The organism is Marinobacterium mangrovicola (assembly GCF_004339595.1).
In the GTDB taxonomy this organism is placed as follows: Bacteria; Pseudomonadota; Gammaproteobacteria; order Pseudomonadales; family Balneatricaceae; genus Marinobacterium_D; species Marinobacterium_D mangrovicola.
Window position 1 is genome coordinate 376,778 of record NZ_SMFU01000007.1, and the last position, 25,203, is coordinate 401,980.

Here is a 25,203-nt window from a genome sequence, read left to right on the forward strand (position 1 = left end):
AGCCAGACCCCGCGTCATCAAAGGCGCGGGTAGGCTCCGGCAGGCGGTTAGATCAGTTCCGCCCGAACCAGGGCTTGAGTCAGGGATTCAACCTGGCTGTTGATATCCGCGTTGGCATCCAGGGATGCGTCCGCAGCATCGGTGTAGCCGGCGCTAAACGCGTTTTCAGTTGCAGCGGAGGTCAGGACCACGAAACCGTTCTGTTTCAGCAGCTCGGCAAGTGCAGCCAGATCGGTGCCTTCAGGCTGGTTGCCCGGCTCTACGACCAGCGGCATGCGGCCGCGTTCGAACAGGCGCTTCTCCAGGGTGTAGAGCAGTGCTGCGCTGTTATCACCTGCGTCGATGCTGACGATGCCAGGCTTCTGGCCGAAGCGGCGAGCACGGTCGTCGGCGGAGACAGCAGACGTGGTGTAGATCGAGTCGTCATCCAGAGCCAGAGAGTCGCCGATGATCATGCCGGCGGCAACGGTGGCGTTGGTCAGACGGTCGACGATGATAAATGAGCCGGTACCAGCGTGCTCGCGATAGTCATCTGCGACCAGTTCGCGCTCTACATCGATCTCTACCCGGGCGATCTCGTTCAGCGCCAGCGTCGCGGCAGGAGCCTGCTCCAGGGTGTTGACGTCGATGCGGTGACGGATAGCGGTGATGCTGCCCGCGGTGCGCGAAGTCGCCAGCTTGATGTCGTAGCTGCGGCCCGGTACCAGCTCCTGCTCGGCCATCCATACCAGGTTGGCATCGAAGCGACGGGTAACGTCAGGCACGTGCTGGGAGTTGACGATCAGATCGCCGCGGGAAACGTCGATTTCGTCTTCCAGGGTTAGCGTCACGGACATCGGCGGGAAGGCTTCTTCCATTTCGCCATCAAAGGTGACGATCGATTTGACGCGGCTGGATTTGCCTGACGGCAGTACGGTGACTTCGTCGCCAACGCGGACGATGCCGGAGGTCAGGGTGCCGCAGTAACCGCGGAAGTTCAGGTTCGGACGGTTAACGTACTGAACCGGGAAGCGCAGTGCTTCCTTGTTGAACTCCTTGGCAATCTCAACGTTTTCCAGCTGAGCCATCAGCGGCTCGCCATCAAACCAGGGCATGCTCTCGGAACGATTAACCACGTTGTCGCCCTTGAGTGCAGAGATCGGGGCAAAGTGGATGTTCGGCAGGTTCAGCTGCTCGGCAAAGGCCAGATAGTCGCGCTTGATCTCTTCGTAACGCTCTTCGCTGAAGTCCACCAGGTCCATCTTGTTGATGGCAACGATGGTGTGCTTGATACCCAGCAGGGAGACGATGAAGCTGTGGCGGCGGGTCTGTACCTGTACGCCATGACGGGCATCGATCAGGATGATCGCCAGGTCACAGGTAGAAGCGCCGGTGGCCATGTTGCGGGTGTACTGCTCGTGCCCCGGGGTGTCGGCGATGATGAACTTGCGCTTGGAGGTCGAGAAGTAGCGGTAGGCTACATCGATGGTGATGCCCTGTTCGCGCTCTGCCTGCAGGCCGTCGACCAGCAGCGCCAGGTCGATCTCTTCACCAGTGGTGCCGACTTTCTTGCTGTCGGACTGGATCGCGGCGAGCTGATCTTCATAGATCATTTTGGAATCGTGCAGCAGTCGGCCGATCAGGGTGGATTTGCCGTCGTCAACGCTACCGCAGGTCAGGAAACGCAGCAGTTCCTTGTTCTCGTGCTGGTTCAGGTACGCTTCAATATCGTCTGCGATCAGTTCGGATTGGTGGCTCATAACTATTCGGTACTCGTTCGAAATCTGTAGCGGGAGATTAGTCTGCTTCGATCAACTCTACTGAGGATCAGAAGTAGCCCTCGATCTTTTTCTGCTCCATGGAGCCAGCGCTGTCGTGGTCGATGGCGCGACCCTGGCGCTCTGACGTGGTGGTCAGCAGCATCTCCTGAATGATGTCAGGCAGGGTGTCGGCTTCGGATTCCACGGCACCGGTCAGCGGGTAGCAGCCCAGGGTACGGAAACGGATAGATTTCATCATCGGCTGTTCTTCTTCACCCAGCGGCATACGATCGTCATCGACCATTACCAGCATGCCGTCGCGCTCAACCACCGGACGCACTGCGGAGTAGTACAGCGGAACGATGGGGATGCTTTCCAGGTAGATGTACTGCCAGATGTCCAGCTCGGTCCAGTTAGACAGCGGGAATACACGGATGCTCTCACCCTTGTCGACGCGGGTGTTGTAGATGTTCCACAGTTCCGGGCGCTGGTTTTTCGGGTCCCAGCGATGGTTGCTGTCGCGGAAGGAGAATACACGTTCTTTGGCGCGGGATTTTTCTTCATCACGACGGGCGCCACCAAAGGCTGCGTCGAACTTGTACTTGTTCAGCGCCTGCTTCAGGGACTGGGTCTTCATGATGTCGGTATGCTTGGCCGAGCCGTGGGTAAACGGGCCCACGCCCATGTCGACGCCTTCCTGGTTGATATGCACGATCAGATCCATGCCAGCTTCTTCAGCCATCTTGTCACGGAACTTGATCATCTCCTTGAACTTCCAGGTGGTGTCAACGTGCATCAGCGGGAACGGCGGAGTGCCCGGGTAGAACGCCTTGCGTGCCAGATGCAGCATCACCGAAGAGTCCTTGCCGATGGAGTAGAGCATTACCGGATTATCAAACTCCGCTGCCACTTCCCGGATGATGTGAATACTTTCTGCTTCCAGCTGCTTTAGATGGGTTAAACGGTGTTCCGGTAACTGATTCATCATGCGCTCTTCAAAACTGTTGTCGGGTTCGATGAGTAATTCTTGGTTGCTGGACTCGTTGGTGGAGTAGGCACATACAACCTTCGATGCGGCGAGATTATCGCTGAGTTTTTATAAAATCAAAAAGAATAAATGGAAATTTTTCGATGCTCTAAAGTTATAAAGGGTTGTTTGGGCCTGGTGTGCTTCTATGTAACCTTTGGGAATAACAAAATTATCATTAATTATTTTGTGTTATATAACCTAGCCGCTACTATGGCGCATCGTTTTGTACTTTAGGAAGCAGGGTGCCCGTAATGGAATTCGCGTACATATTTGCAGGGTTGTTTGTCGGCGTTGTTGTCGGCCTCACCGGTATCGGTGGTGGTGCCCTGATGACGCCTATCCTGATCGTCGTTTTCGGCATTCCGCCTTTTGTTGCTGTCAGTACCGATCTGCTCTACGCCGCGATCACCAAATGTGGCGGTGTGGTCTCCTATGCGCGTAACAAGCTTGTGCAGTGGAAGATTGTTGGCTTTCTTCTGCTCGGTTCTATCCCGGGCAGTCTGTTTACTCTTAACTATCTGGAGGGGCTCGAAGGCCTTGAGCAGATAGAGCACCTGATGAATATGACGCTGGGTGTCTCGCTGGTGCTCACTTCAGTTGCGGTATTTATGCGTGCGCGGATCCGTGATCTGGCCGGTTCGCTGCGCGATAATCCGTTCACCTCCAGCGTGCGTCGCTGGCGTCCTGTGATCACGGTGCTTACCGGCTTTGCGCTGGGTGCCATGGTAACGCTTTCTTCGGTCGGTGCGGGTGCTCTGGGAACAGCGCTGTTGATTGTTCTCTACCCGCGCATGACAATGCCCGCCATTGTGGGAACCGATCTGGTCCACGCGGTGGTTTTGACTTCTGTGGCAGGTGCCGGTCACTACCAGATGGGTGGTGTTGATCTGGAACTGCTGCTTTACCTGCTGGCGGGTTCGCTGCCAGGGGTATTCGTAGGCAGTCATTTCGGTGTCCGCCTGTCACCTCGCCTGATGCAGCCGATCATGGGGTCGCTGCTGATGGTCATAGGGCTGAGGTTTGTAATCGCAGCCTGAGATTCGAACGAATCCTTTTAAAACGACAACCTTAAGTGAACCCGGGTTTTGTCCCGGTTGAAGGTAGCCAATCATGTACATTTATAACGAAGTCGATCAGAAGATCGTCGACGAGCGGGTTGAGCAGTTCCGCGATCAGACCCGGCGTTTCCTGGCGGGTGAGCTGTCGGACGATGAATTCCTCGCCGTACGCCTGATGAATGGTCTGTACATCCAGCGCCATGCGCCGATGCTCCGTGTGGCCATTCCTTACGGCCTGATCTCTTCGCCGCAGCTGCGCAAACTGGGTCATATCGCCCGTAAATACGATAAGGGCTACGGTCACTTCACCACCCGCACCAACATCCAGTTCAACTGGCCGAAGCTGGAAGAGGTGCCGGATATCCTGGCGGAGCTGGCGGAAGTGCAGATGCACGCCATTCAGACTTCCGGTAACTGTATCCGTAATACCACCACGGATCAGTTTGCTGGTGTCACTCCTGACGAGCTGGAAGATCCGCGCCCCTGGTGCGAGATCATCCGTCAGTGGTCTACGCTGCATCCGGAATTCGCTTATCTGCCGCGTAAGTTCAAGATCGCCGTCACCGGCAGCCCGAAAGATCGTGCCGCTTCCCAGGTTCACGATATTGGCCTGCACCTGGTCAAGAACGATGCTGGCGAAGTGGGCTTCGAGGTTCTGGTCGGTGGCGGTCTGGGGCGTACCCCGGTCATCGGCAAGCAGATCCGTCCGTTCATCGAGAAGAAAGACCTGCTCTCCTATCTGGAAGCGATCCTGCGCGTCTACAACCTCAAAGGCCGTCGCGACAACAAGTACAAGGCACGTATCAAGATTCTCGTCGAAGCAATGGGTATCGATGCGTTCCGTGACGAAGTTGAAGCGGAGTGGGCCAACATCCGCTCCAGTGAGCTAGTTCTGACCGACGCCGAGATCGAGCGTGTTAAAGGCTTCTTCCAGCCATTTGAATACGACGCCGATGCGGCTAACGATACCAGTCTGCAGCAGAAGCTGGATAGCGATGAAGCGTTCCGCGTCTGGTACGAGCGCAACACCCACAACCACAAGGTGCCGGGTTACACCGCCGTTGTTGTCTCTCTGAAGCCGCAGCTGGAGCCGGCCGGTGATATCACCGACCTGCAGCTGGAAGTGGTAGCCGATCTGGCGGAGCAGTATTCCTTCGGTCAGGCGCGCTCTACCCACGAGCAGAACCTGGTACTGGCCGATGTGAAAAACGCTGACCTGTATGCCGTCTGGCAGAAGCTCGCCGAGCACAACATGGCGCGTCCGAACATCAATACCCTGACCGACATGATCGTTTGCCCGGGCTTTGACTTCTGTGGCCTGGCCAATGCCAAGACGCTGAACATCGCCGAGCAGATCAACCGGGCGTTCGATGATCTGGACTACCTCTACGATCTGGGTGAGATCCGTCTGAACATGTCTGGTTGCATCAACGCCTGTGGTCATCATCACATCGGCGCCATCGGTATTCTGGGTGTCGATAAGAAGGGCGAAGATTGGTATCAGATCACCATCGGTGGCTCTGATCGTGAAGACGCTTCCCTGGGTAAGGTCCTGGGTAAAGCGGTCGCTGCCGACGATGTGGCTGAGACCCTGAAGAAGCTGCTGGAAACCTATGTTGAAGTGCGCACCGAAGAAGAGCGCTTTGTTGATACCGTACGCCGCGTGGGCGTTGCCCCGTTCAAGGAGAAAGTCTATGCCGCTGCTCATTGATCGCAAACCTGTTACCGACGACCGCTGGCAGCTGGTTGAAGATGCTGAGAGCCTGCCTGCGAGCGGTGATCTGCTGGTGCCGCTGGCGCTCTACCTTGAACACAAGGATGCGCTGACTGCTCAGTCGGGTGATATCGCCGTTCGTGTTAACGGCGATGATGATCTGACCCCGGTGCTTGAATCGCTGGACAGCTTCCCAATGATCGCCGTGGAGTTCCCGGCGTTCCGCGATGGTCGTGGTTTCTCCCTGGCGCGTATTCTGCGTCGCGCCGGATTCAACGGCGAGCTGCGTGCAGTCGGCAACCCGGCCCGTGATCAGCTTGGTTACATGGAGCGCTGCGGTTTCAACGCCTATGAATTCAGTGAAGAGGTCTACTCCGACGACTTCCTGAAAGCGTTTGAAGAGATCAGCGTCCACTACCAGGGCAGCGCTGATGATCCGCGTCCGATCTACCTTCAGAGTTAAGTTGAAGGGCAGGGTTTAACGGAAAAGAATTGAGGGAAACAAAGATGAGTATCGATCTGACGGCAGCGAACGCTGCGCTGGAAGGTAAAACGCCTCAGGAAATCGTGGAGTGGGCGCTGGGCCAGTCTGAAAACCCGCTGGTCACCACCAACTTCCGTCCTTATGAAGCGGTGATCCTGCACATGGTTACCCGCATCAAACCGGATATCAAAGTGCTTTGGGTTGATTCGGGCTACAACACCTCGGCCACCTATCGTTTTGCGGAAAAGGTGATCAAGGATCTGAACCTGAATATCGTCACATACATTCCGGAGATGACTGCAGCGCGTCGTAACGTGCTGATGAAGGGCATTCCTGATGTGGATGATCCGCAGCACGAGGAGTTTACCCGTCAGGTTAAGCTGGAGCCGTTCCAGCGCGCCCTGGCTGAACTCAAGCCGGACCTCTGGTTTAACGCGATTCGTAAGGATCAGACCGAGTTTCGTCAGTCTCTGGATGTAGTGACGGCGAGCAAGGATGGCGTGCTGAAAGTTGCGCCTCTATTCAACTGGAGTGAAGCGCAGATGGATGCTTACCTGGAAGAGCACGATCTGCCTAACGAAAACGATTACTTCGATCCGACCAAAGCGCTGGAAACCCGTGAGTGCGGGCTGCACACCCAGCTGTAAGCGGTTTTAAATGAAGTCAGAAAAGCCGGGCACCGCAGTTGCCCGGCTTTTTTTATCATTCGGGGCAGGAAATGCCGCGTTGCTGGGTTAGAATCCGGGCAACGTTCGAGCTCGCCCTCGATCTCAATTCAAGGAGTGATGTAGATGAAAAAACTGACCATCCCGGTGCTACTGTTTTTTGCCGTTGTGGCGGCAGGCAGCTGGCTCTGGCAATCCGGAGCCGCCGACAAGAGCCTTGAGGCCTATGTGCCGGCCGATACGGTAGTCTATTTCGGTGGTACCCCGGATGAGCAGGTTACCGAGCGGATGCTGGATTACCCGATCAGTGCCATTGATCCGGTTCAGCTTGAACAGCTGCTCGAGGAGATCGGCGAGACGCCGGAAACCTCGGTGCCTGGTGAAAATGTGCTGCGCGCGCTGTTGTTGGATTTCGCGGCCCAATCTTCCAGCTATCGACAGCTGTTTGCCCATTACGGTATCGATCTGGCGGGCGACTCGGCTTTTTATACGCACGGCGTTTTCCCGGTACTGCGGATGCACCTTGCAGATCAGGCGGCATTTGATGGTGTCTGGGCGGGTATCAGCAGCGAGTCAGGGGTAGAGCCTGCCACTGAAGTGCGTGGTGATGTCAGCCTGAAACGCTGGCGCCTGACGCCGGCCGATAGTGCTGATTACGTCGATCTGGTCGTGGCGCAGCAGGAATCGCTGGCGACCATTACTTTCTTTTCCTCCCTGGATTCTGAAGGTGCGGAGGCTGAGCGCCTTGGTCTTCAGGCCCCTGAGCAGTCGCTGGCAAGCAGCGGTGAAGTGGCCCAGCTGAACAAGGATCAGGGATTCTCCGGAAGCTTTAGTGGTTTTGTTCATCTTAAGCGTCTTGCCGAGGGTTTGCTTCAGGTGGGTGACAGTCGTCTGTCCCGGGACCTGGCTGCGCTGAGTCAGCGTGCCGATAGGCCTAATCCGCTGACTGCGGATCTTGAGCCGGTCTGTCGCAATGAGATCGTCGGTCTGGTCGATTCGGTACCGCGTCTGGTGTTTGGTTACCAGTCTGTCAGTGCCGAGGGTGACAGTGTCGATATCAGCATGCGCTCACTGCTCGAAATGAAGTCAGAGGCGGTTACCGGGATCCTCACGTCGTTACGCGGTCATCTGCCGAGTCATGTGAATGGCGATCAGATGGCGGGGCTGGCAACGGGTATAGATATGGATGCTCTGGTGCCGGCTCTGACCAAACTCTGGTCTCTGGCGGGCGAGGCGACTTATCAGTGCCCGCAGCTGCAGCAGATGCAGCAGCAGATGGCGTCGACTAATCCGGCCTTGCTGGGCGTAGTCACTGGGATGGCGCAGGGTATTAAGGGCGCAGGATTGTCGATCTACGACCTGTCCTTCTCCCAGGCTAGCGGTCTGCCGGAGTCGGTGGATTTCCTGTTCAGCATCGCAACGGCAAATCCGGAGCTGCTCATCTCCCTGTTTAATACCACTGCCGTACCTCAGTCCAGTGGCCGTCTGCCGAAGTTGCCGGTGGATGGTGCCATGACCGAAGTTGATCTCGGTTTCCTGTCGCCGGGGCTGACTGCACAGCTGGGCAAGCAGGGTCAGCATCTGGTGATCTATTCCGGGGATCAGGCTGCGGAGGCTGTGCAGGGTTTAGCGCAGGAAGGGCTGGAGCCGAATGGTCTGATGGCGATGAGCTTCGATTATCCGCGGATTGCGGATTGGATCGATACGCTGCCGGATTCGCTGTTGAGCCAGGCTTCTGGCGTTAATAGCGATGCCTGTATGGCGCATGCACGGATTCGTCAGGCGGTGCGCAGTCAGCCGATGCGTCTTCACTATCGCACCGATATTGAGCAGGGCGGACTGGTTGGTGATACCCAGATGCAGATGCTGCCGGCCACCGCTGCCGAGTTGACGGCCGATGATCTGGCCGGCCGATACGAAGTGCGAGATCTGAACCAGAACTGCGGTCAGCCGCCGATGATTGGCGAAGAGTCGATCAATGCTGATGGTAGCGGCAGTTACACGGAGTTCGACCCCACCGGTCAGTGTCAAACCCTGACCTATGCCTACAGCTGGGAAAAAGTGGGTGGTCAGCTGCGTTTCGACATCGCTGACGGGCAGTTCCGTGATAGCTGTGATGAGGATTGGGTTGAGCTGGAGCCTCATGCAGCGCGCTGTGATCTGCTGCCGGCAGAGGGTGGATTTGATTGCATCTACACTGATGAAGAAGGCGAAGGGCTTTATCGCTACTCCCGTCTGCCCTGATCAGGGAGGCTGTGAACAGCTTCATAGCTTGCTGTGGCGGCAGGAGTGGTCTGGAGTTCCGGGTCCGCACATGGATTTGGGCTCCAGTCGTCCATCGGTTTCAGGGACCCATTAGTTTCAGGAGAAAGAGTTGGATTACCTGCCGCTATTTTTTGATTTGAAAAAACGTCGCGCACTGCTGATTGGTGGTGGTGATGTGGCGTTGCGTAAAGCGCGCCTGCTGGTGCGTGCTGGTGCCCAGGTTAGCGTGGTCTCTCATGAGGTGCATGAAGAACTCCGTGAGCTTGTGGAGTTGCACGCAGGGCAAGTGATTATCGGCGAATATCATCCCGCGCTGCTGGATGATGTGGCGCTGGTGATTGCGGCCACCGATGATCAGGTGCTTAACGAGCGTGTGCATTATGATGCGGTGGAGCGCTCGCTGCCGGTCAACGTAGTAGATAATCCGCTGCTATGCACCTTCGTTTTTCCGGCGATCGTTGATCGTTCCCCGATTGTTATCGGTATCAGCTCCGGTGGTCAGTCCCCGGTGCTGGCGCGGATGCTGAGAGCCAAGCTGGAAACGCTGATTCCCGGCAGCTACAGCCGTCTGGGGCAATTGGTAGGCGGTTTCCGTGACCGGGTTAAAGCCCGTTTTAACAACGTTAATGATCGCCGCAAGTTCTGGGAGAAGATCCTGCAGGGCGAGGTCGCTGAGCGGGTGTTTGCCGGTCGCGAAGATGAAGCCGCGCAGATGCTTGAAAAGGAACTGGTCAGCGATCAGGGTGAAGCCGGCGTTGGCGAGGTTTATCTGGTGGGTGCCGGTCCCGGCGACCCTGAGCTGCTGACATTCAAGGCGCTTCGCCTGATGCAGCAGGCCGACGTGGTGCTTTACGATCGACTGGTGTCCCCTGAGGTGCTGGATCTATGCCGTCGTGATGCTGATCTGATCTACGTGGGTAAGGCTCGTGACAACCATAGTGTGCCGCAGCAGGGGATCAATGCGCTGCTGGTGGAGCATGCTCGCAATGGGCGTCGTGTGGTGCGTCTGAAAGGGGGTGATCCGTTCATTTTCGGCCGTGGTGGTGAAGAGATTGAAGAGCTCAAGGCGCATGGCATTCCGTTTCAGGTGGTGCCTGGTATTACCGCCGCCAGCGCCTGTTCCACCTATGCCGGTATACCGCTGACCCATCGCGATTACGCCCAGTCGGTGAAGTTTGTCACCGGTCAGTTGAAAAATCGGACCTCTGACCTGAAGTTCGATGAGCTGGTTCATCCCAATCAGACCATCGTTTTTTACATGGGTCTACATACACTGGAGAAGCTGTGCCAGGGTCTGATGGATCATGGTAAGCCGGGTGATACGCCGGTAGCTATCGTGTCCCAGGGGACCTCCCCGGATCAGCGCGTACTGACCGGTCGCCTGGATGATATTGTCGAGCGTCAGCGGGAAGCGCAGCTGCCCGCGCCGGCGATTGTGATCCTTGGTGAGGTTGTGGAGTTGCAGTCAAAGCTGGCCTGGTTTGGTCAGACCGAAGGGGCTCAGGCCGACGCCTGAGCTGTTTCCGCTTTTGCCGCAACAGGGCGAGGCTTAATACCGAGACGCCCTCGTCGCGATTATCCCTTATTGCTTAACAGGATCACCGTGACAGGCTGTCTGTTACGGCGTATCTGTTTAGCACCGCCTGCGATGCGGGCGGTGGCCTTTTCAATGCAGCATGTATCAATGCAGCATATTGCCGACGAGATAGCTTCCCGAGAATCCCGCCGAATAGGCGATCAGCAGGAAGAATGAGTAGCGGGCGAAGCTGCCGAAGGTAACTGCTTCCACCTTGCTCATGGCAACGATACCTGCCGCCGAGCCGATTACCAGCAGTGAACCGCCCACGCCTACCGAATAGGTCAGTGTCAGCCATTGTGCCGGCGTCATCACGATATTCGCTTTCAGCATGGCTGCGGTCAGTGGCACGTTGTCGACCAGGGATGACAGCAGGCCCATGACAAAGTTGGCGGCCGTGGTCGGCATAACTTCATAGACCCCCACCAGGGAGTTCAATACGCCGATCTCCTTGAGCATGCCGACCAGCAGCAGAATCCCCAGGAAGAACAGCAGGGTGTCGTATTCGATCACGCGGATGTAGTCGAGCAGCCCCTCGCGCTCGTCATCCTTGTAGTAGAAACGGCCGATCAGGAACATGATCGACAGCCCGAACAGGAAGGTCAGTACCGGTGGAATACCGGCGATCACGTTAAGAATAATGGTGCCGATGATGGTCATCAGGAAGATCGCGGCGATCACCTTGCCGACCCGGTCGTCACGACGTTCGGTAGGGATGATCTCAACTTCACCCTTCAGTGGCCGTGCCAACAGTGCTGCCAGTAGCATGACACTGACCAGTGCTGGCAGTGACAGGAACAGCAGGTCCTGAATCTCTACCTTGTCTGCCATGAAAATCATCAGGGTCGTGACGTCGCCGGTGATTAATGAGACGCCGCCAGAGTTGACTGCAAACACCACCATCACCGCAAATCTCAGCGTTTTTCGGGCTTCCATGCGTAGTGAAAGCACCAGTGCAATGGAGACCAGGGTAGCGGTGATGTTGTCTGACAGGGATGAGAAGACAAAGGCAAAGCCCGCTACCATGAACATCAGCTTTTTCTCGCCGACCTTGCGTGGCAGTACCTTGTAGATCAGTGCCTCAATCAGCCCCTGATGGTTAAGAAATGCAACGAAGGTCATGGCAGCCATCAAGAACAGCCAGAGGCTGGCGATTTCGAGAAGGTTTTCATCGAGCTTTTCGCGGATCAGGTCGGGAGACATCCCGCCCTCGGGAAAGAGGAAGATAAGCAGCCAGGAGAGGGTGCCGAAAAAGAGGGTGGTTTTAGCCTTGTTGACGTGAATAACGTCCTCGAGGACGATCGACAGGAAGGCGACGCCTGCGATCAGGAGTAGCAGAGAATGCATGCAAGATGCCCCAATCAAAGTGAGTGTGCAGCATTTTTGCGGTCGATCATGCGAGGCTACAGGGATGAGTTGATTTCGGGCTGGTCAGTGAGAAGCCCGGATTCGGTCCTTGCGCGTAGCAGAGGGTCAGTCAGTGGGACTGCACAGGATTGGTGCCTATTCTACTCTCGGGACAGGTCTAGCTGAAGTCGAAGACTCTAGTGTTTTAGTACTAAGCTATTGGTTTTTGAGATAGCTGATGATCGATGGGGTTTCATCCTCAGGGCATCGTCTCAGGTTTTCCGGTTGCAAAGAGGGTGTTGTCGATGTTGTCTATTGCGGAATGATATAGAACTGGCGAGCGTCGATGGATACTGGCAAACTCACGGCCATGCAGCAATGGTATGTTTATATTTTGCGTTGTGCCGACAGTAGTTTTTATACCGGTGTGACCACTGATCCCAAGCGTCGATTACGTGAGCACAATGAGTGCAATCGCCTCGGTGCCCGCTATACCCGGGCGCGTCGTCCGGTGACCATGATCTGGTGCGAAACCCAGGCGGATAGGGCGGCAGCATTGCGGCGAGAATATGCGATCAAGCAGATGCGCCGGGCAGCGAAGCAGCGCCTTGTGGCGTCTGGAGGTATCGGACTTGCTGTCAGCGCCGAATCTGAATAATTGGGTGTTACGATCTGAGGGTCGCAGGAGTCGTTCGGCTGTAGCGAATTGCGGACTTAAACTGGCTGTAGGCAGCGCTGAATTAAGCAGCTTTCCGAAATTGTCGGGCGCGTTGAAAATCTTTCAGGGAAATGACCGCTTGATGAACGGGCGGTTGGGGAGGGAGTGGCTATACTGCCTTTGTACCAACACACAACAGGTGTGGTGAGTAGCAGGCATCCATATCCTCCATGCTTTAGCATGGTCTTTAGCCGGAATCTTTCCGGCACGAAACGGGGGCATCTCGGCGGGATGCCCCCTTTTTACGTCTAGCCTAAATCAGCCGCGCTTCTGGAAGCTGCGCTTGCCGTTGCCGCCCTTGCGGGGGGCGCTGTTGCCCTTGTCCATCCACGGACGGATGTCCAGTCGCTGACCACAGATGCGGGCGCGACGCAGAGTCTGCATGGCGTCGTCCTTGATGCCGCTCGGCAGGTCGACGGTGCTGAACTCGTCGCTGATGTTGATGCGACCGATGCTGCGGCTTTCCAGGCCTGCTTCATTGGCGATAGCGCCGACGATGTTGCCCGGTTTCACACCATGGGTGTGGCCGACGCCGATCCAGAAGCGCTCCATGCCATCGGCAGGAGGTGCGTTGCGCTGGGTCTTGCGACGCGGCTGGCCGGAGTCGTCGCGACGATCGCTGCGCTCGCGGCGCGGGCGAACTTCGTTCGGATCGGGCTCGTTTTCGTCGAGCAGGAACGGCTGGTCGCTGTACATCAGGGACAGAGCGGCGGCGCAGGCTTTGGCCGGCTCCATGGCATCTTCACCTTCGGTCAGGGCAGCGATCAGCTGAGTGAACTGCTCGGCTTTCGGGCTTTCTGCCGCAGCCTGGACACGCTGTTTCAGACGTTCCATGCGCAGTTCGTTGATCTCTTTCGCGGTCGGCAGCTTAAGCTGTTCCAACGGCTGGCGCGTGGTGCGCTCGATCTGGCTCAGCAGGCGCTGTTCGCGCGGTGCAACAAACAGGATCGCATCACCCTGGCGGCCGGCACGGCCGGTACGGCCGATACGGTGGATGTAGGACTCGGCATCATAAGGGATGTCGTAGTTGATAACGTGGCTGATACGTTCAACATCCAGGCCGCGAGCAACGACGTCGGTGGCGATAACCACATCCAGTTCACCGCGCTTCAGTTTTTCGACCACGCGCTCACGCTGCTGCTGGGCGATATCGCCGTGCAGGGCAGCAGCCGGGAAGCCGGCGGAGGTGAGTTTTTCGGCCAGTTCTTCGGTGGCGGTCTTGGTGCGTACGAAGATCAGGCTGGCATCATGCTCACCCAGTTCCAGCAGACGGGTCAGTGCGGCCATCTTGCTCATGCCGCGTACGGTCCAGACGCGCTGGCGAATGGTGCTGGCGGTGGCGGTCTGGGCAGCGATCTTGATCAGTGCCGGATCCTGCAGATAGTTATCGGCGATGCGACGGATGACCGACGGCATGGTGGCCGAGAACAGAGCGATCTGACGCTGCGGCGGAGTGTGCTGAAGAATCCACTCTACGTCATCGATAAAGCCCATGCGCAGCATTTCGTCGGCTTCGTCGAGTACCAGGGTCTGCAGACGGTCCAGTTCCAGGGTGCCACGACGTACGTGGTCCATAACACGGCCCGGAGTACCGATAATAACCTGGACGCCACGGCGCAGCGCGCGCAGCTGGCTGTCGTAACCCTGACCACCGTAGATGGACAGAGTGCGCAGGCCGGTCAGATGACGGGCATACTTTTCGCAGGCATCGGCAACCTGGAGCGCGAGCTCACGGGTCGGTGCCAGGATCAGCAGTTGAGGGTGCTGTTTAGATGTATCGATACGCTGCAGCAGCGGCAATGCGAACGCTGCGGTTTTACCTGTACCTGTCTGGGCCTGACCCAGAATGTCGCGACCTTCAAGCAGCGGCGGAATGGCGCCGGCCTGGATCGGAGAGGGGGTTTCGTAGCCAACGTCGGCCAGAGCTTGAAGAATAGGGGATGAAAGTCCCAGATCACCAAAAGAGGTGGGAGCATCAGTATTTGACATGCTGTGATTGTATACCCGAGTCGAGATGAGGCGTTGCTGCAGGAACAGTCAGGCAGCGTTGCCAGGAGGAAAGGCGCACATACTACGCATGGATGCGCCAAAAGTCCAATGTATTGGGTTATTTGTTGGTTAAAAAGTATTCAGTTTCTTTCTCGGGGTATCCTCAGGGTACCTGCATCCCACGCGCTACGAAGGGTAGTCCGGCCATCTTTTCCATCCAGGTTTTTACGTTGGCAAAGTCGTTCGGATCGACACGTTGCCATTCGTAGCGACAGGCCCAGGGGTAGATGGAAAAATCGGCGATACTGAGCTCATCTACGACGAATTCGCGGCCTTTCAGCTGTTTATCGAGCACACCCCAGAGGCGTTTTGCCTCCTTGGTATAGCGCTCCATGGCGTAGGGAATCTGCTCGGGCGCGAAGCGGTTGAAGTGGTGTGCCTGGCCAAGAAAGGGTCCAAAACCACCCATCTGCCACATCAGCCACTCCAGTGTTTTGTAGCGCTGGGCCGGTGTGTCCGGCAGAAACTGACCGGTTTTTTCTGCCAGATAGAGCAATATCGCGCCGCTTTCGAACAGGCTGATCGGCTCACCATTGGGCCCGTCCTCATCGACGATGGCGGGGATCTTGTTGTTGGGGCTGATGCGCAGGAACTCTTCGCTGTACTGGGCGCCGGCCTGAATATCGATAGGATGGACGCTGTAATGCAGGTGGCAGGCTTCCAGCATGATGGATATTTTTCTGCCGTTCGGGGTGCCCCAGGTATAAAGATCGATCAAGGTTTACTCCTGATTGGTTAGCGCAACAGTGAAATCACTCCTGCGCGGCGAAGTAATTGTAGATGCGGATCAGCTCATCTTCGCTGAAGCGGATGATGAGTAGCTGCTGCCCGGGCTGAATCAGGTTCGGGTCCTGGCCGAGCAGACCCTGATCGTAGTTGTAGATCAGGCTGTCTTTTACCTTCTGGTCCAGGATATGGCCGAGGAAAGAACTGGAGCTGTCATCAAGACGCTCGTCGGCATCGCCGGGGATCGTGGCGGCAAGGGTGCGGCTGTCGGAGCTTAGCTTGATACCGCGGGCGAAGGTTTCTGTCAGCCCTTCCTGCATGATGCCCCAGAGCCCCTGGCGGTCGTAGCTGTCCACCGAGTGGATGTAGAACACATCGTTGGGGTTGCTTTCGGGAGAGTTGAGTATCTCCTTGAGTCGCATCCGGTTCAGCTGTGAAAGTGCGCTGCTGGATGTGTCGGCCGTGGTGCCCGCCAGGCCAAGATCTACGCCGTAGGTACTGGCGCCGTCGCTGCTGGTGCCGGACTCGATGCTTGCCTGCTCGGCGGATCCGGGCAGGGTAAGCAGCTGATCGCCGCTGACAAAGTTGCTCGCGTCCCTCACATCGATGGCGCTCATGGCGCTGCTGGCGGTCAGGGATTCGATATGGGAACGGGCCGCCGAAGCGGTTTCTGCAGAAACCTGGGGTTCTGCCTTGGCAGGTGCCGGCTGCTGGTTGCTGGACCAGAACAGGTAGGCGCCTCCGAGAACTAAAGCGAGAATAACGACAGCGGCTATTTTTTGCATGAGGGTATCCGAATGAGGTCCATTTTCGGGAGTCGCCGTATAGGGAATTTATGGGTTTGCTTATAGCTTCCCCGGCGACCCATTGTAATCACCATAATGGAGTTTGCTGGCGCGGAAAAGTTGCGAAGCTTTTGCCGGGCTGGCCCGGGCCGGCAAAAAGAGGTTATCTTGGTGCCGCAACTGAACTGACGGAGGGCCCCTGCCATGAGAGAAGATGAAGAGTTCTTCGAGTTGATGGAAGCCGATGGCGTCAGGCCGATCAAAACTCAGCAGCGTGCGCGCAGCTATGGCAGCGCCCGCCCGCGGCTGGACCCTAAACACCGTGCCCGTCGCTTGGCTGCACTGGGCGGTGGCAGTGATGAGCGCATGCCGTTAAGCCCGGAACACCTGCTGGATCCGCTGGATCCGATAGAGTGGAAGCGGGACGGGGTGCAGGAAGGCGTCTACCGCAATCTGCGCCTTGGCCGTTATACCGTGGATGCACGCCTGGATCTGATGCACAAAGGGCTCGCCGAGTGTGCCGATGAACTGGTGGAGTTTGTTCAACAGTGCGTCGGTCTTGGAATACGTACGGTACTGATCAACTTCGGCCGCTCCCGGCAGCCGGAAACCCATGCCAACCGGGTCAAAAGCTGTCTCGATATCTGGCTGCCCGCTCTCGATGAGGTCATGGCCTATCATTCTGCACAACCCCAGCAGGGCGGCACTGGAGCGGTGTACGTGATGCTGAGGAAAAACAGCCAGCAGCGGCAGCAGAACCTGGAGCGACATCAGAACGCCGGGCGTTGAAACGCCGTGCTGTTGTGTAATTGCAGTTGGAGCCAAAAAACGCTTTACTGACAGCAACTACGCGAAGGATATGCCCTAAGAATGGATCCCCGTACCAGCAAGTCGCAACGGCGAACACTGACCCTGTTGTCTGCGGGGCTGGCGATCTCGCTGGCGGTGCTGCTGGGGCTGTCTATTTGGCGCTCGGCATCCCTGTTGCAGGTGTTGCTCGAGGCGCTGGCGCTGGTGCTGCTCCTGTTTCTGTTTTTAGCGACACGTCGTTTGATCAATCAACAGCATGTGCGACTCGATGAACTCCAACATTCACTGATTACTCAGCGAGTGACTGATCCGGATACCGGTGCGGCGCTGCCGGAATGGTTTGGTCGGGTGCTGACGACCGAGTGTCGTCGTGCAGTGCGTGAATTTGCTCCCCTAACGCTGATGCGGTTCGATCTCAAGTGCCCTGATCCAGTCACTTTGGCAGCCTGCCGCGTACGCCTGGCGTTAATGCTCACCGACGAAATTTCCCGCCCTGGTGATCTGGTGGGGCTGAATGATCGCGGCGATATCGAACTGCTGTTGCCGAGTACCAATGAGCAGGCGGAACGTCTGGCTGAACGCTGTGTTGCTAACGCCGCCAGGTTGCTTGGACGCGAGGATGTTGAGGTTCGACTGGCGGCCTGTACCTTGCAGCCGAGTGCTGAACTGACGCCCGAGCGGATCAGGGGAGCGCTGCTGCACTTGCTCGATGAGGTTCGAGCCCAACCTTCGGGCAGTTACGCCTATCGAGCCGAGAGTGTCGAACTCGACGCCTTCAATCCCACGTTCAGCTCATGATCGATACCGATATTAAACGCCTGGGTGAGCAGCTCGGCCAGGCTCGGCACCGTGGTTTGCTCTGGCTGGCGGGCGATCCATCCTTCTGCAATGAAAAGCTTCCGTCATTGATCGACACTCTGTCTCGGGAAGGTACAGCTTCCGGGCTGGTTTTTAGTGATCGAGATCTGGGCCGGGAGCTGGACTGCTGGCCGTTAAAGCGCGCCGCTGAGGTGCTGGGCCAAACCCACCCCTGGATTATTTTCGATGCGTATAGTGGCTTTAATCCCAATACCCTGGCCCAGGTGTCCGGCACTATCGCTGCGGGCGGGTGGCTGGTGGTGCTGGCGCCGGATTCCGAGCGCTGGCCCGGATTTCAGGATCCTGAATATCGTCAGCTGAGTGTTGAACCCTGGACGCCCGAGCAGCTTGAACCACGTTACCTGCGTCGGGTCGTCCGCTTGCTCGATGCAGACCCTGCTCTGGTCAAATGGAGTGCTGGCAGTAAGCGACTACCCGATTGGCCGACGTCGCAGCCTGCACAGGCGGTTGAAGCGCCGTTTCTCAGTCATGACCAGAAACGTGCGGTAGACACTCTTTTGAATCGGCTGCGACAGCGGCGCTGCAAGCAGGTGATCAGTGCTGATCGTGGGCGTGGTAAATCCGCCGCTCTGGGGCTGGCGCTGGCGCTCAGGGCGCAGCAGAAGCCGCTCAAAGTAGTTTTGACTGCGCCGGGGCGCAGTGCGTTGTCGGCACTGTTTGAACGTATTGAGGCGCTGCTGGGGGCGATTCATTGGCAGGGCGACAGTGGCCAGGCCGGTCCTCTGGCCATTGTATATCGTGCGCCCGCGGAGCTGTCACAGCGGCCGGAGTCCGCCGATCTGCTAGTGATTGATGAGGCCGCGGCAATCGCGACGCCGGTGCTGGCCCGGCTCAGTCATTACTATGCCCGGGTGTTGTTCGCGACGACCCAGCATGGTTACGAGGGCAACGGGCGGGGCTTTACCCTCAGGTTTATGAACGAGCTGCGTGAACTGGCACCGGAAACCGGTGAGATCCTGCTGGCAGCGCCGGTTCGCTGGGCAACCGGTGATCCGCTCGAAACCTCGCTGTCGCGGCTGTTGTTGCTGGATGTGGATGCCGAGATTCCGGCGCAGCAATCGGATCGGGCAGCTCTGTCTATGGAGTGGCTGAATCGAGACCGGTTAAGTGAGGATGAGCCACTGCTGCGTCAGCTGTTCGGGCTGCTGGTGCTGGCGCATTATCGAACCACCCCTGGCGATGCCCGTGTGCTGCTGGACAGCCCCAATCTGGATGTTTGCCTTCTGCGAGAGGGCGGTGTCCTGGTGGGTTGTGCCCTGGTCGCCCGGGAGGGAGAACTGTCCGACTCTCTCGCCCAGGGCGTTTGGGAGGGGGTAAGGCGGCCCACCGGGCATTTGCTGCCACAGGCGTTGATCGCCCATGAAGGCGAATTAGCCGTGGCGCCCTGGAGCGCCTGGCGGATCGTTCGTATCGCCGTACATCCTGCCTGCCAGAGCGTTGGTCTTGGCTCCCGGTTTTTAAACTGGCTGGTGGAGTGTGCAGAGCGGGCGAGGGTGGATTATATCGGTGCCAGCTTCGCGGCTACTCCGGCGCTGCTGGGCTATTGGCAGGGCTGCGGGTTTCTGCCGGTACGGGTCGGGGATCGGCAGGATCCTATCTCCGGCTCCCATGCTGTTGTGGAGCTGCGGGCACTATCGCCGCGGGCGCAGGAATGGCTGCCGGGAATGCGCCAGCGCTACATTGAGGGTCTGCGTTATCGTTTGAACGGGCCGTTGGATGCGCTGCAGGTGGAGCTGCTGCCGGGGCTGTTTCATGCTGCGCAGATGGCGGAAATAGAAGCGGGGGATAAGTGCTTGCTGGAAGGGTTTGCACACTATCAGCGCTCGCTGGAGAGTTCGCTGCTAGCCCTGGATAAACTGCTGCGTCTGACGATCAGCCGTTGGCCTGCGTTGGCTATTGCTCCTGAGGATCAGAGTCTGCTGGTGGAGCGAATCTGGCGTATGCGGGACGCTGAGCAGTTGTCCTGGCTTGGTGGGCGCAAGGCTCAGCTGGCGCGACTGAGAGCTCTCACCGCGCAGCTGCTTGATCTTATCTAAGCCCTGTATTGGCTAACACTCACTTAGTCCAGTAGCTCGACCTCGGCGCCCACTTCCAGTAATCCCGGTGTGGTTACCATTAGATTGTGGCCGAAACAGACACGGCCATCTTCACTGCGATGAATCCGCGCCAGGGTGCGCAGCGGCTCAGATTTGGGTGACTTTTCACCGGTGAACGGGTCCCGGGTGATCAGCACGCAACGCTCGCAGGGTTTTACCAGCTCAAGTTCAACCGCGCCGATTCTGATCCGCTTCCAGCCATCTTCCGCCCAGGCTGTCGCCCCTTTCACCACTAGGTTGGGGCGGAAACGGCGCATCTCGGTTTCCGTCGGGCCCTCATCGCGGAGCGCCTGCAGCGAGGCTTCGTTCGTCAGCAGGATAGGGTAGCCATCGGCAAAGAGCACCGGCCGCTCGGCGGCGCGGCCGGCCACGCGGTAGCTTTCCGGGTCGTTGTAGACCAGATGTACCGGTTTGCCGAGATAGTCGCTGAGCCACTCATCGACGGCCTCGGGGCAGCGGCGGCCGGCAAGAATGTCATTCCAGACCTCGACCTGGCGCCGCTCCGCATCGATCTGATCGTAGTGGAGGTATAGCGGCAGTTTGCCTGGCGCGCTGAATATCAGCCCGTCGTGAACCAGTGTTGAAACGACATTGAGCAGTTTGGGATCCTGTCGTGCAGTGATGAACATCCCTTCGGGGTCGCACACCATAAAGCGGCGATCCATTGCCAGGCCACGCGTTTCGGCCCAGGCGGAGGACAAAGAGATCTGTGATCCCGATTTGATCGGGTAGATATAAAGGCCGCTGACGACAGGGTTGGACATGAGATTCCCTTCAATTCCTACTTTTGAGTTATGCGGGCTTGCGGCAGAACGCCATCAGGCCTGTCTGCATCTTGCCCTGTTCCTTGCGCAACGGGAAGGCGCTGCTGCTGAGCAGCTCCAGACCGGCTTGTGTGGCTCGCTGGCGCAGGTGAGCTTCGCTGTGGCGGTAGCGGCCGGTTGGTGCCAGCTCCAGATCCTGGTCCGCCGCTTCGACGGTGAAGGCAAAGATACCCTCGGGAGCCAGAGCCTTATGCACGGACTGCATGATCGGCCCCAAATCACCGATATAGATCAGTACATCGGTGGCGCAGGCCAGTTGCAGCGCCTGCTGCTGGTTCAGCCAGTCCAGCAGGTTGGCCTGCTCAAGCTGATCGTAGCCGCCCTGTCTGCGTGCTTCATCGAGCATGCCAGACGAGAGGTCGCAGCCGCTGAGATGATCGATGCTGAACTGCTGCTTCAGGTTGCGGCCCAGGAGGCCGCTGCCGCAGCCAAGATCGGCGACGCGGCTCAGGTGCTGTGGTAGTAGTTCTGCCAGAGCGTCTGTCAGCAGTGTGGGTGCCCGGTATCCCAGGCGATCGACCAGTTGCTGTTCGAACTGCGCGGCATGGGTGTCGTACAGACCACGCACATACTGTTCGGGTGCATGGTTGGCGACCTGGCCGGTGGCGGCATCGACCATATGGCGTGCAGCGGCATGCTCAGGGTCCAGTTCAAGCAGGCGGCGATAAAGCGGCAGGGCGCTCTCCAGATAACCCTCCTCAGCCAGATAATCGGCCACCGATTCGAGTTCATCGATAGTCAGAGAACCGAGTTTCTCCGCTTGCACCGTTGCTCCGCTAAGGCTCTGCAGCAGGCAAAACTCGCCCAGGGCTTCCGGGTGATCGCTTTCGCGAGTCAGAACCTGCGCGATCCGGCGCTGTGCCTGTTCTATCTTTCCCGTATGGCGCTCGGTACGTGCCAGCAGGCATTGAAGCTCATCGACCTCGTTGAGCCAGCTCTGCTGCTCGAGGCTGTCGAGAATTGTCTGCCAGGACTCCAGTACCTCCAGCAGATAAACACGATTGATGTGAAATGCATGTTCATCTGGAAGCAGAGCCACCGCCTGCTCCTGTACCTGGAGCGCATCGCTAAATTTACTGCGCTGTTTCAGCGCCAGTGCAAGGTTGTTCAGTGCTTGCGCCCGGAAGCGGTCCGCTACCGGAAGCTCTGACGCGCGCTTTAGCTCCTTGCAGGCTGAGAGGGCGTTGCCGGCATGCATCTTTATAACGCCCAGCAGATGTCGGGCGTTAAAGTCTTTCGGGTTTTTGGCGAGGAGCTGCTGGCAGATCGCTTCTGCACTGGGGTAGGCTTGCTGCTGCATTAACGTCAGCGCCTGCTGTAGCGGACTGGGTGCTGTCATCGGGGCTAAAAACTTTCGGATCGGGTCTTTTTGTGGTGATGCTCGTTACGGCATCACTGCTCGTTTTGCTTAGACGGCGATACTAACTTGGGCCGGGCTTTTTTTTCCAGCCCCGGGTGGGCGCTATGCTGTGTTGGTAGAGGAGAGAATATGGAACTGGATAACCAGGTACTGGTCGATCTGGTGCAGATGAAAATGCCGTTTGGCAAATATAAGGGACGGGTTCTGCTGGACCTTCCCGAGCCTTATCTGGTCTGGTTTGCTGGCAAAGGGTTTCCCGAAGGGAAGCTTGGCGAGCGCCTGGCGCTCTTGTATGAGATCAAACTCAATGGCCTGGAGTCGGTACTTGAGCCTCTGCGAAGGCGTTAATTTGTTTGGCGCAGGTTAAGCCTGGCCCGTTTAGGCTGGTTGTTCCCTTGTGAAAACAGGAGAAGTCGATGAAACGTATTCTGATGGCCGCATTGCTGGTGACTGCGATGCCTGTAATCGCAGCAAAGCCCGAATGGGTGGAAGACAAGCAGCAGGGCAAGGGAAGCCCGCAAAACTCACAGCAGCAGGACTCACAGCACCAGAGATATGGTGACCGCGACGGAGACTACGACCGGGATCGCGACCGCGACAGGGATTACATCAGAGACCGGGATCGCGATTATGACCGGGACCGGGATAGAGACCGATACTACGATTATGACCGCTATCGTCTTTCGGATCGTGACAGGGAGCGCCTGTTAAGGGATGTTCTGGAAGGCCACTATGGCGCTGTCTATGAGTCGGACCGCCGCCGTTACAAAGCGCTGCCGCCGGGCCTGCAGAAAAAACTGCGCCGGGGCGGTGATCTGCCTCCGGGCTGGCGCGACAAGCTCGTTGTCGGTGATCGTATAGATCCCTATCTCTATCGCCATGCGGAACATCTGCCCTCAGATCTGCTGAACAGGCTCACGGGCCGTAACGACGGCATTGAGCTGCTGCGCATCGGCGATAGAATCGTCCGCGTTATGGAAGGGCGCGGCACGGTAGTGGATGTGATTGATCTGACCGACCGTGCGCTGGGTTTATTTGATTAGGAATGCTTGCGATCAGAGCAGGTTAGATTAGGGAAAGAGAGCTGTGACCCCTGCGATAAAGTTGCTGGAAAAATCGGGTAAGCCGTTTACTGTGCATGAGTACGAGCACGATCCGGCTGCGCCGGCCTATGGTCTGGAGGCGGCGGAGAAACTGGGTTACCCGCCAGAGCAGGTGTTTAAAACGCTGCTGGTGAGCGTGGACGGAGATCCGAAGAAGCTGGCCGTAGGTATAGTGCCAGTGGATGTGAACCTGGACCTAAAGGCGATGGCATCAGCACTTAAAGTGAAAAAAGTGGCGATGGCAAAGCCGGATGATGCTCAGCGCGCTACCGGTTATATAGTGGGAGGGATCAGTCCCCTGGGGCAGAAAAAACGCCTGCCTACCCTGCTTGATGACAGCGCCGGTGGGCAGGCGAGCATTCTGGTCAGTGGTGGGCGTCGTGGGCTCGATATTGAGCTGGCGCCGGCAATACTGCTTGAGTTGACCACAGGGAAGCAGGCGCCGCTGGCGAAGCGTTAACCTTGCGGAGGGCTTCGTCAGCGGCGCCCAGGTTTAACCCTGAGTGCCGGTGCGGGCGACCTGTCTTGTACGCGCCGGTTTACGGGTTCTGCGGACCTTGAAGCGTGCCGGCTCCAGATCGTGTTTGCCGAGTAGCTTGTAAAGGTCGGTGCGGTTACGTTCTGCGATGCGTGCCGCGTGGGTCACATTACCTTCGGTGATCTGTAGCAGCTTGATCAGGTAACGACGCTCGAACTCAGCCCGGGCTTCGTTGAATGAAGGAATAACACGCTCCTGATGGTCCATTGCCTCGGAAACCAGGGCTTCAGAGATAACCGGGGAGGTGCTTTTGGACACCGCCTGGCTCACCACCTTCGCAAGCTGAGTGATATTGCCCGGCCAGGCTGACAGGCCAAGCAGGTGAATGGCACCAGGAGACAGGTTGCGCACCCGGCGACCCTGCTGCTTGGCTTCCAGCGCGAGGAAGTGACGCGCAAGCAGGGGAATGTCCTCGGCACGCTCCTGCAACGCAGGGACTTCCAGGCTGACAGTGCTCAGCATGTAGTAGAGTGTATCGTTCAGCTCACCACTGAGCATCGCGTGTTCCAGGTTACGCTGGGATGTGGCGATAATTCTCACGTCCAGCTGCGGGCTGCCATCACTGCCGCGCACGCGGCTGTTCTCCAGCGCGGTCAGCAGTTTGACCTGCAGGCGCGGCGTCAGATCACAGATCTCGTTGAGGATCAGGGTGCCGCCACGGGCGCGCTCCAGCAGACCGGGCTGGTCCTTGTCGGCACCGTCAAAGGCGCCACGGCGGATGCCAAACAGCTCTGATTCCAGCATCTGCTCCGGCATATTGTCACACTTGAGCACTTCAAACGGCTGCTCGGCACGTCCACTGGCGTGGTGGATTGCCTTGGCCAGCAGTTCCTTGCCGCTGCCGGCAGGGCCGCTGATAATCAAATTAACATCGGAAACGGCGACACGGCGGGCCTGGTCAAGCAGGTGCTCCATGACCGGACTGCGGCCGATAATATCGCTACGCCAACGCTGGTCACGACGCTGATCGGCGGTGTCCAGAGCGGCACGAACGGTATCAAGAAGGTGTGCTTTATCGAACGGCGGTGTAATGATGCCGAAAGCGCCCTGCGCTGTTGCTTCCAGTGCTTCGGGGAGCACGGACTGATTCACGATCAGGATCCGGGCAATTTCCGGATTATCCTGGTGGATGTGTTCACTCAGTGTCAGTCCATTTTTCGCGGTTGCCCGCAGATCACAGATAACCAGTTCAGGGGTCTGTGCGTCCAGCTGCTTGATCGCTTCGTCGCCACTGCTGGCTTTGCAGACCCTGTAGCCGGCTTCAACGAGGTAATCCTCGAGCAGCCGGAGCTGATCCGGGTTCTGATCTACAAGCAAAACATGTGGGCTCGGGGTCATCTTGAGGCTCCTGATACGGCATTTGAAACAACCGTATGACGATGAACTAATATTTCAGTTCCATTGAAATTTTCCGTCAGCGTATTTTTGCTGTGTGGC

The 25,203-nt window shown here is 57.7% G+C and carries 22 protein-coding genes; 13 read left to right on the forward strand and 9 right to left on the reverse strand.

Annotated features, from left to right (window positions below; translation table 11 throughout):
* Nucleotides 1-47: 47 nt before the first annotated feature.
* Both cysN and cysD read right to left on the reverse strand, forming a co-directional pair.
* Nucleotides 48-1,739, reverse strand: a complete 1,692-nt coding sequence (cysN, locus tag CLV83_RS02575) for a sulfate adenylyltransferase subunit CysN (RefSeq protein WP_132287078.1) — start codon at nt 1,737-1,739, stop codon at nt 48-50.
* A gap of 67 nt (nt 1,740-1,806) precedes the next feature.
* The gene (gene cysD, locus CLV83_RS02580) at nt 1,807-2,724 is read right to left on the reverse strand and encodes a sulfate adenylyltransferase subunit CysD (RefSeq protein WP_132287081.1); all 918 of its coding nucleotides are present in this window, start codon (nt 2,722-2,724) and stop codon (nt 1,807-1,809) included.
* A 296-nt stretch (nt 2,725-3,020) separates the two neighbouring features.
* Between cysD and CLV83_RS02585 the strand changes: the two genes are divergently transcribed.
* The 6 genes from CLV83_RS02585 (at nt 3,021) to cysG (ending at nt 10,471) form a co-directional block, all read left to right on the forward strand.
* Nucleotides 3,021-3,806 carry a sulfite exporter TauE/SafE family protein gene (locus CLV83_RS02585; protein WP_132287085.1) on the forward strand — a complete coding sequence of 262 codons (786 nt, stop codon included), beginning with the start codon at nt 3,021-3,023 and terminating at the stop codon, nt 3,804-3,806.
* 73 nt (nt 3,807-3,879) lie between these two features.
* Complete coding sequence (locus tag CLV83_RS02590) at nt 3,880-5,538, forward strand: nitrite/sulfite reductase (RefSeq protein WP_132287088.1); 1,659 nt, start codon at nt 3,880-3,882, stop codon at nt 5,536-5,538.
* Nucleotides 5,522-6,004: a DUF934 domain-containing protein gene (locus tag CLV83_RS02595; protein WP_132287091.1), complete on the forward strand. Its 483-nt coding sequence runs from the start codon at nt 5,522-5,524 to the stop codon at nt 6,002-6,004. The genes CLV83_RS02590 and CLV83_RS02595 overlap by 17 nt, the downstream gene beginning before the upstream one ends.
* 44 nt (nt 6,005-6,048) lie before the next feature.
* Nucleotides 6,049-6,672, forward strand: a complete 624-nt coding sequence (locus CLV83_RS02600) for a phosphoadenosine phosphosulfate reductase domain-containing protein (RefSeq protein WP_132287094.1) — start codon at nt 6,049-6,051, stop codon at nt 6,670-6,672.
* 144 nt (nt 6,673-6,816) lie between these two features.
* Nucleotides 6,817-8,934, forward strand: a complete 2,118-nt coding sequence (locus CLV83_RS02605; RefSeq protein ID WP_132287097.1) for a hypothetical protein — start codon at nt 6,817-6,819, stop codon at nt 8,932-8,934.
* Between the two features lie 130 nt (nt 8,935-9,064).
* Nucleotides 9,065-10,471 carry a siroheme synthase CysG gene (cysG, locus tag CLV83_RS02610; RefSeq protein ID WP_132287100.1) on the forward strand — a complete coding sequence of 469 codons (1,407 nt, stop codon included), beginning with the start codon at nt 9,065-9,067 and terminating at the stop codon, nt 10,469-10,471.
* Nucleotides 10,472-10,636: 165 nt separating this feature from the next.
* Here the strand turns inward: cysG and nhaD are convergent, their stop codons facing one another.
* Nucleotides 10,637-11,878 carry a sodium:proton antiporter NhaD gene (nhaD, locus tag CLV83_RS02615; RefSeq protein WP_132287103.1) on the reverse strand — a complete coding sequence of 414 codons (1,242 nt, stop codon included), beginning with the start codon at nt 11,876-11,878 and terminating at the stop codon, nt 10,637-10,639.
* 346 nt (nt 11,879-12,224) lie between these two features.
* Between nhaD and CLV83_RS02620 the strand changes: the two genes are divergently transcribed.
* Nucleotides 12,225-12,536 carry a GIY-YIG nuclease family protein gene (locus CLV83_RS02620; RefSeq protein ID WP_243642259.1) on the forward strand — a complete coding sequence of 104 codons (312 nt, stop codon included), beginning with the start codon at nt 12,225-12,227 and terminating at the stop codon, nt 12,534-12,536.
* Nucleotides 12,537-12,854: 318 nt separating this feature from the next.
* Here CLV83_RS02620 and CLV83_RS02625 read toward each other — a convergent pair whose 3' ends face one another.
* From CLV83_RS02625 to CLV83_RS02635, 3 genes are all read right to left on the reverse strand, one after another.
* The gene (locus CLV83_RS02625; RefSeq protein WP_132287106.1) at nt 12,855-14,585 is read right to left on the reverse strand and encodes a DEAD/DEAH box helicase; all 1,731 of its coding nucleotides are present in this window, start codon (nt 14,583-14,585) and stop codon (nt 12,855-12,857) included.
* 163 nt (nt 14,586-14,748) lie between these two features.
* Complete coding sequence (locus CLV83_RS02630) at nt 14,749-15,363, reverse strand: glutathione S-transferase N-terminal domain-containing protein (RefSeq protein WP_132287109.1); 615 nt, start codon at nt 15,361-15,363, stop codon at nt 14,749-14,751.
* Nucleotides 15,364-15,397: 34 nt separating this feature from the next.
* A complete protein-coding gene (locus tag CLV83_RS02635) occupies nt 15,398-16,156 on the reverse strand; it encodes a hypothetical protein (RefSeq protein WP_132287112.1) in 759 nt (252 codons plus the stop codon).
* A gap of 204 nt (nt 16,157-16,360) precedes the next feature.
* Between CLV83_RS02635 and smrA the strand changes: the two genes are divergently transcribed.
* The 3 genes from smrA to CLV83_RS02650 all read left to right on the forward strand — a co-directional run bounded on the left by smrA (nt 16,361) and on the right by CLV83_RS02650 (nt 19,881).
* A complete protein-coding gene (smrA, locus tag CLV83_RS02640) occupies nt 16,361-16,945 on the forward strand; it encodes a DNA endonuclease SmrA (protein ID WP_132287115.1) in 585 nt (194 codons plus the stop codon).
* An 81-nt stretch (nt 16,946-17,026) separates the two neighbouring features.
* A complete protein-coding gene (locus CLV83_RS02645) occupies nt 17,027-17,764 on the forward strand; it encodes a hypothetical protein (protein WP_132287118.1) in 738 nt (245 codons plus the stop codon).
* Nucleotides 17,761-19,881 (forward strand): tRNA(Met) cytidine acetyltransferase TmcA, encoded by a 2,121-nt coding sequence (locus CLV83_RS02650; RefSeq protein WP_132287121.1) that lies wholly within the window; start codon nt 17,761-17,763, stop codon nt 19,879-19,881. Before CLV83_RS02645 ends, CLV83_RS02650 begins: the two co-directional genes overlap by 4 nt.
* A 23-nt stretch (nt 19,882-19,904) precedes the next feature.
* Here the strand turns inward: CLV83_RS02650 and CLV83_RS02655 are convergent, their stop codons facing one another.
* Together CLV83_RS02655 and CLV83_RS02660 are read right to left on the reverse strand one after the other, a co-directional pair.
* Nucleotides 19,905-20,705, reverse strand: coding sequence for an MOSC domain-containing protein (locus tag CLV83_RS02655; RefSeq protein ID WP_132287124.1), 801 nt, complete (start codon nt 20,703-20,705; stop codon nt 19,905-19,907).
* Nucleotides 20,706-20,733: 28 nt separating this feature from the next.
* The gene (locus CLV83_RS02660) at nt 20,734-22,104 is read right to left on the reverse strand and encodes a methyltransferase domain-containing protein (protein WP_132287127.1); all 1,371 of its coding nucleotides are present in this window, start codon (nt 22,102-22,104) and stop codon (nt 20,734-20,736) included.
* Nucleotides 22,105-22,254: 150 nt separating this feature from the next.
* On the opposite strand from CLV83_RS02660, the gene CLV83_RS02665 reads away from it, so the two are divergent.
* The 3 genes from CLV83_RS02665 (at nt 22,255) to ybaK (ending at nt 23,688) form a co-directional block, all read left to right on the forward strand.
* Nucleotides 22,255-22,473 (forward strand): DUF3820 family protein, encoded by a 219-nt coding sequence (locus tag CLV83_RS02665; RefSeq protein ID WP_132287130.1) that lies wholly within the window; start codon nt 22,255-22,257, stop codon nt 22,471-22,473.
* 68 nt (nt 22,474-22,541) lie between these two features.
* The gene (locus CLV83_RS22665; RefSeq protein WP_207894691.1) at nt 22,542-23,168 is read left to right on the forward strand and encodes a hypothetical protein; all 627 of its coding nucleotides are present in this window, start codon (nt 22,542-22,544) and stop codon (nt 23,166-23,168) included.
* A 43-nt stretch (nt 23,169-23,211) separates the two neighbouring features.
* Nucleotides 23,212-23,688 carry a Cys-tRNA(Pro) deacylase gene (ybaK, locus tag CLV83_RS02675; protein WP_132287133.1) on the forward strand — a complete coding sequence of 159 codons (477 nt, stop codon included), beginning with the start codon at nt 23,212-23,214 and terminating at the stop codon, nt 23,686-23,688.
* Nucleotides 23,689-23,721: 33 nt separating this feature from the next.
* Here the strand turns inward: ybaK and CLV83_RS02680 are convergent, their stop codons facing one another.
* A complete protein-coding gene (locus tag CLV83_RS02680) occupies nt 23,722-25,104 on the reverse strand; it encodes a sigma 54-interacting transcriptional regulator (protein WP_132287136.1) in 1,383 nt (460 codons plus the stop codon).
* Between the last annotated feature and the right edge of the window lie 99 nt (nt 25,105-25,203).

What these genes read in the sequence shown, in the direction of transcription:
- cysN (WP_132287078.1), bottom strand. Translation starts at nt 1,739, where the DNA reads ATGAGCCACCAATCCGAACTGATCGCAGACGATATTGAAGCGTACCTG.
- cysD (WP_132287081.1), bottom strand. Translation starts at nt 2,724, where the DNA reads ATGAATCAGTTACCGGAACACCGTTTAACCCATCTAAAGCAGCTGGAA.
- CLV83_RS02585 (WP_132287085.1), top strand. Translation starts at nt 3,021, where the DNA reads ATGGAATTCGCGTACATATTTGCAGGGTTGTTTGTCGGCGTTGTTGTC.
- CLV83_RS02590 (WP_132287088.1), top strand. Translation starts at nt 3,880, where the DNA reads ATGTACATTTATAACGAAGTCGATCAGAAGATCGTCGACGAGCGGGTT.
- CLV83_RS02595 (WP_132287091.1), top strand. Translation starts at nt 5,522, where the DNA reads ATGCCGCTGCTCATTGATCGCAAACCTGTTACCGACGACCGCTGGCAG.
- CLV83_RS02600 (WP_132287094.1), top strand. Translation starts at nt 6,049, where the DNA reads ATGAGTATCGATCTGACGGCAGCGAACGCTGCGCTGGAAGGTAAAACG.
- CLV83_RS02605 (WP_132287097.1), top strand. Translation starts at nt 6,817, where the DNA reads ATGAAAAAACTGACCATCCCGGTGCTACTGTTTTTTGCCGTTGTGGCG.
- nhaD (WP_132287103.1), bottom strand. Translation starts at nt 11,878, where the DNA reads ATGCATTCTCTGCTACTCCTGATCGCAGGCGTCGCCTTCCTGTCGATC.
- CLV83_RS02620 (WP_243642259.1), top strand. Translation starts at nt 12,225, where the DNA reads ATGGATACTGGCAAACTCACGGCCATGCAGCAATGGTATGTTTATATT.
- CLV83_RS02625 (WP_132287106.1), bottom strand. Translation starts at nt 14,585, where the DNA reads ATGTCAAATACTGATGCTCCCACCTCTTTTGGTGATCTGGGACTTTCA.
- CLV83_RS02635 (WP_132287112.1), bottom strand. Translation starts at nt 16,156, where the DNA reads ATGCAAAAAATAGCCGCTGTCGTTATTCTCGCTTTAGTTCTCGGAGGC.
- smrA (WP_132287115.1), top strand. Translation starts at nt 16,361, where the DNA reads ATGAGAGAAGATGAAGAGTTCTTCGAGTTGATGGAAGCCGATGGCGTC.
- CLV83_RS02645 (WP_132287118.1), top strand. Translation starts at nt 17,027, where the DNA reads ATGGATCCCCGTACCAGCAAGTCGCAACGGCGAACACTGACCCTGTTG.
- CLV83_RS02650 (WP_132287121.1), top strand. Translation starts at nt 17,761, where the DNA reads ATGATCGATACCGATATTAAACGCCTGGGTGAGCAGCTCGGCCAGGCT.
- CLV83_RS02655 (WP_132287124.1), bottom strand. Translation starts at nt 20,705, where the DNA reads ATGTCCAACCCTGTCGTCAGCGGCCTTTATATCTACCCGATCAAATCG.
- CLV83_RS02660 (WP_132287127.1), bottom strand. Translation starts at nt 22,104, where the DNA reads ATGACAGCACCCAGTCCGCTACAGCAGGCGCTGACGTTAATGCAGCAG.
- CLV83_RS02665 (WP_132287130.1), top strand. Translation starts at nt 22,255, where the DNA reads ATGGAACTGGATAACCAGGTACTGGTCGATCTGGTGCAGATGAAAATG.
- CLV83_RS22665 (WP_207894691.1), top strand. Translation starts at nt 22,542, where the DNA reads ATGAAACGTATTCTGATGGCCGCATTGCTGGTGACTGCGATGCCTGTA.
- CLV83_RS02680 (WP_132287136.1), bottom strand. Translation starts at nt 25,104, where the DNA reads ATGACCCCGAGCCCACATGTTTTGCTTGTAGATCAGAACCCGGATCAG.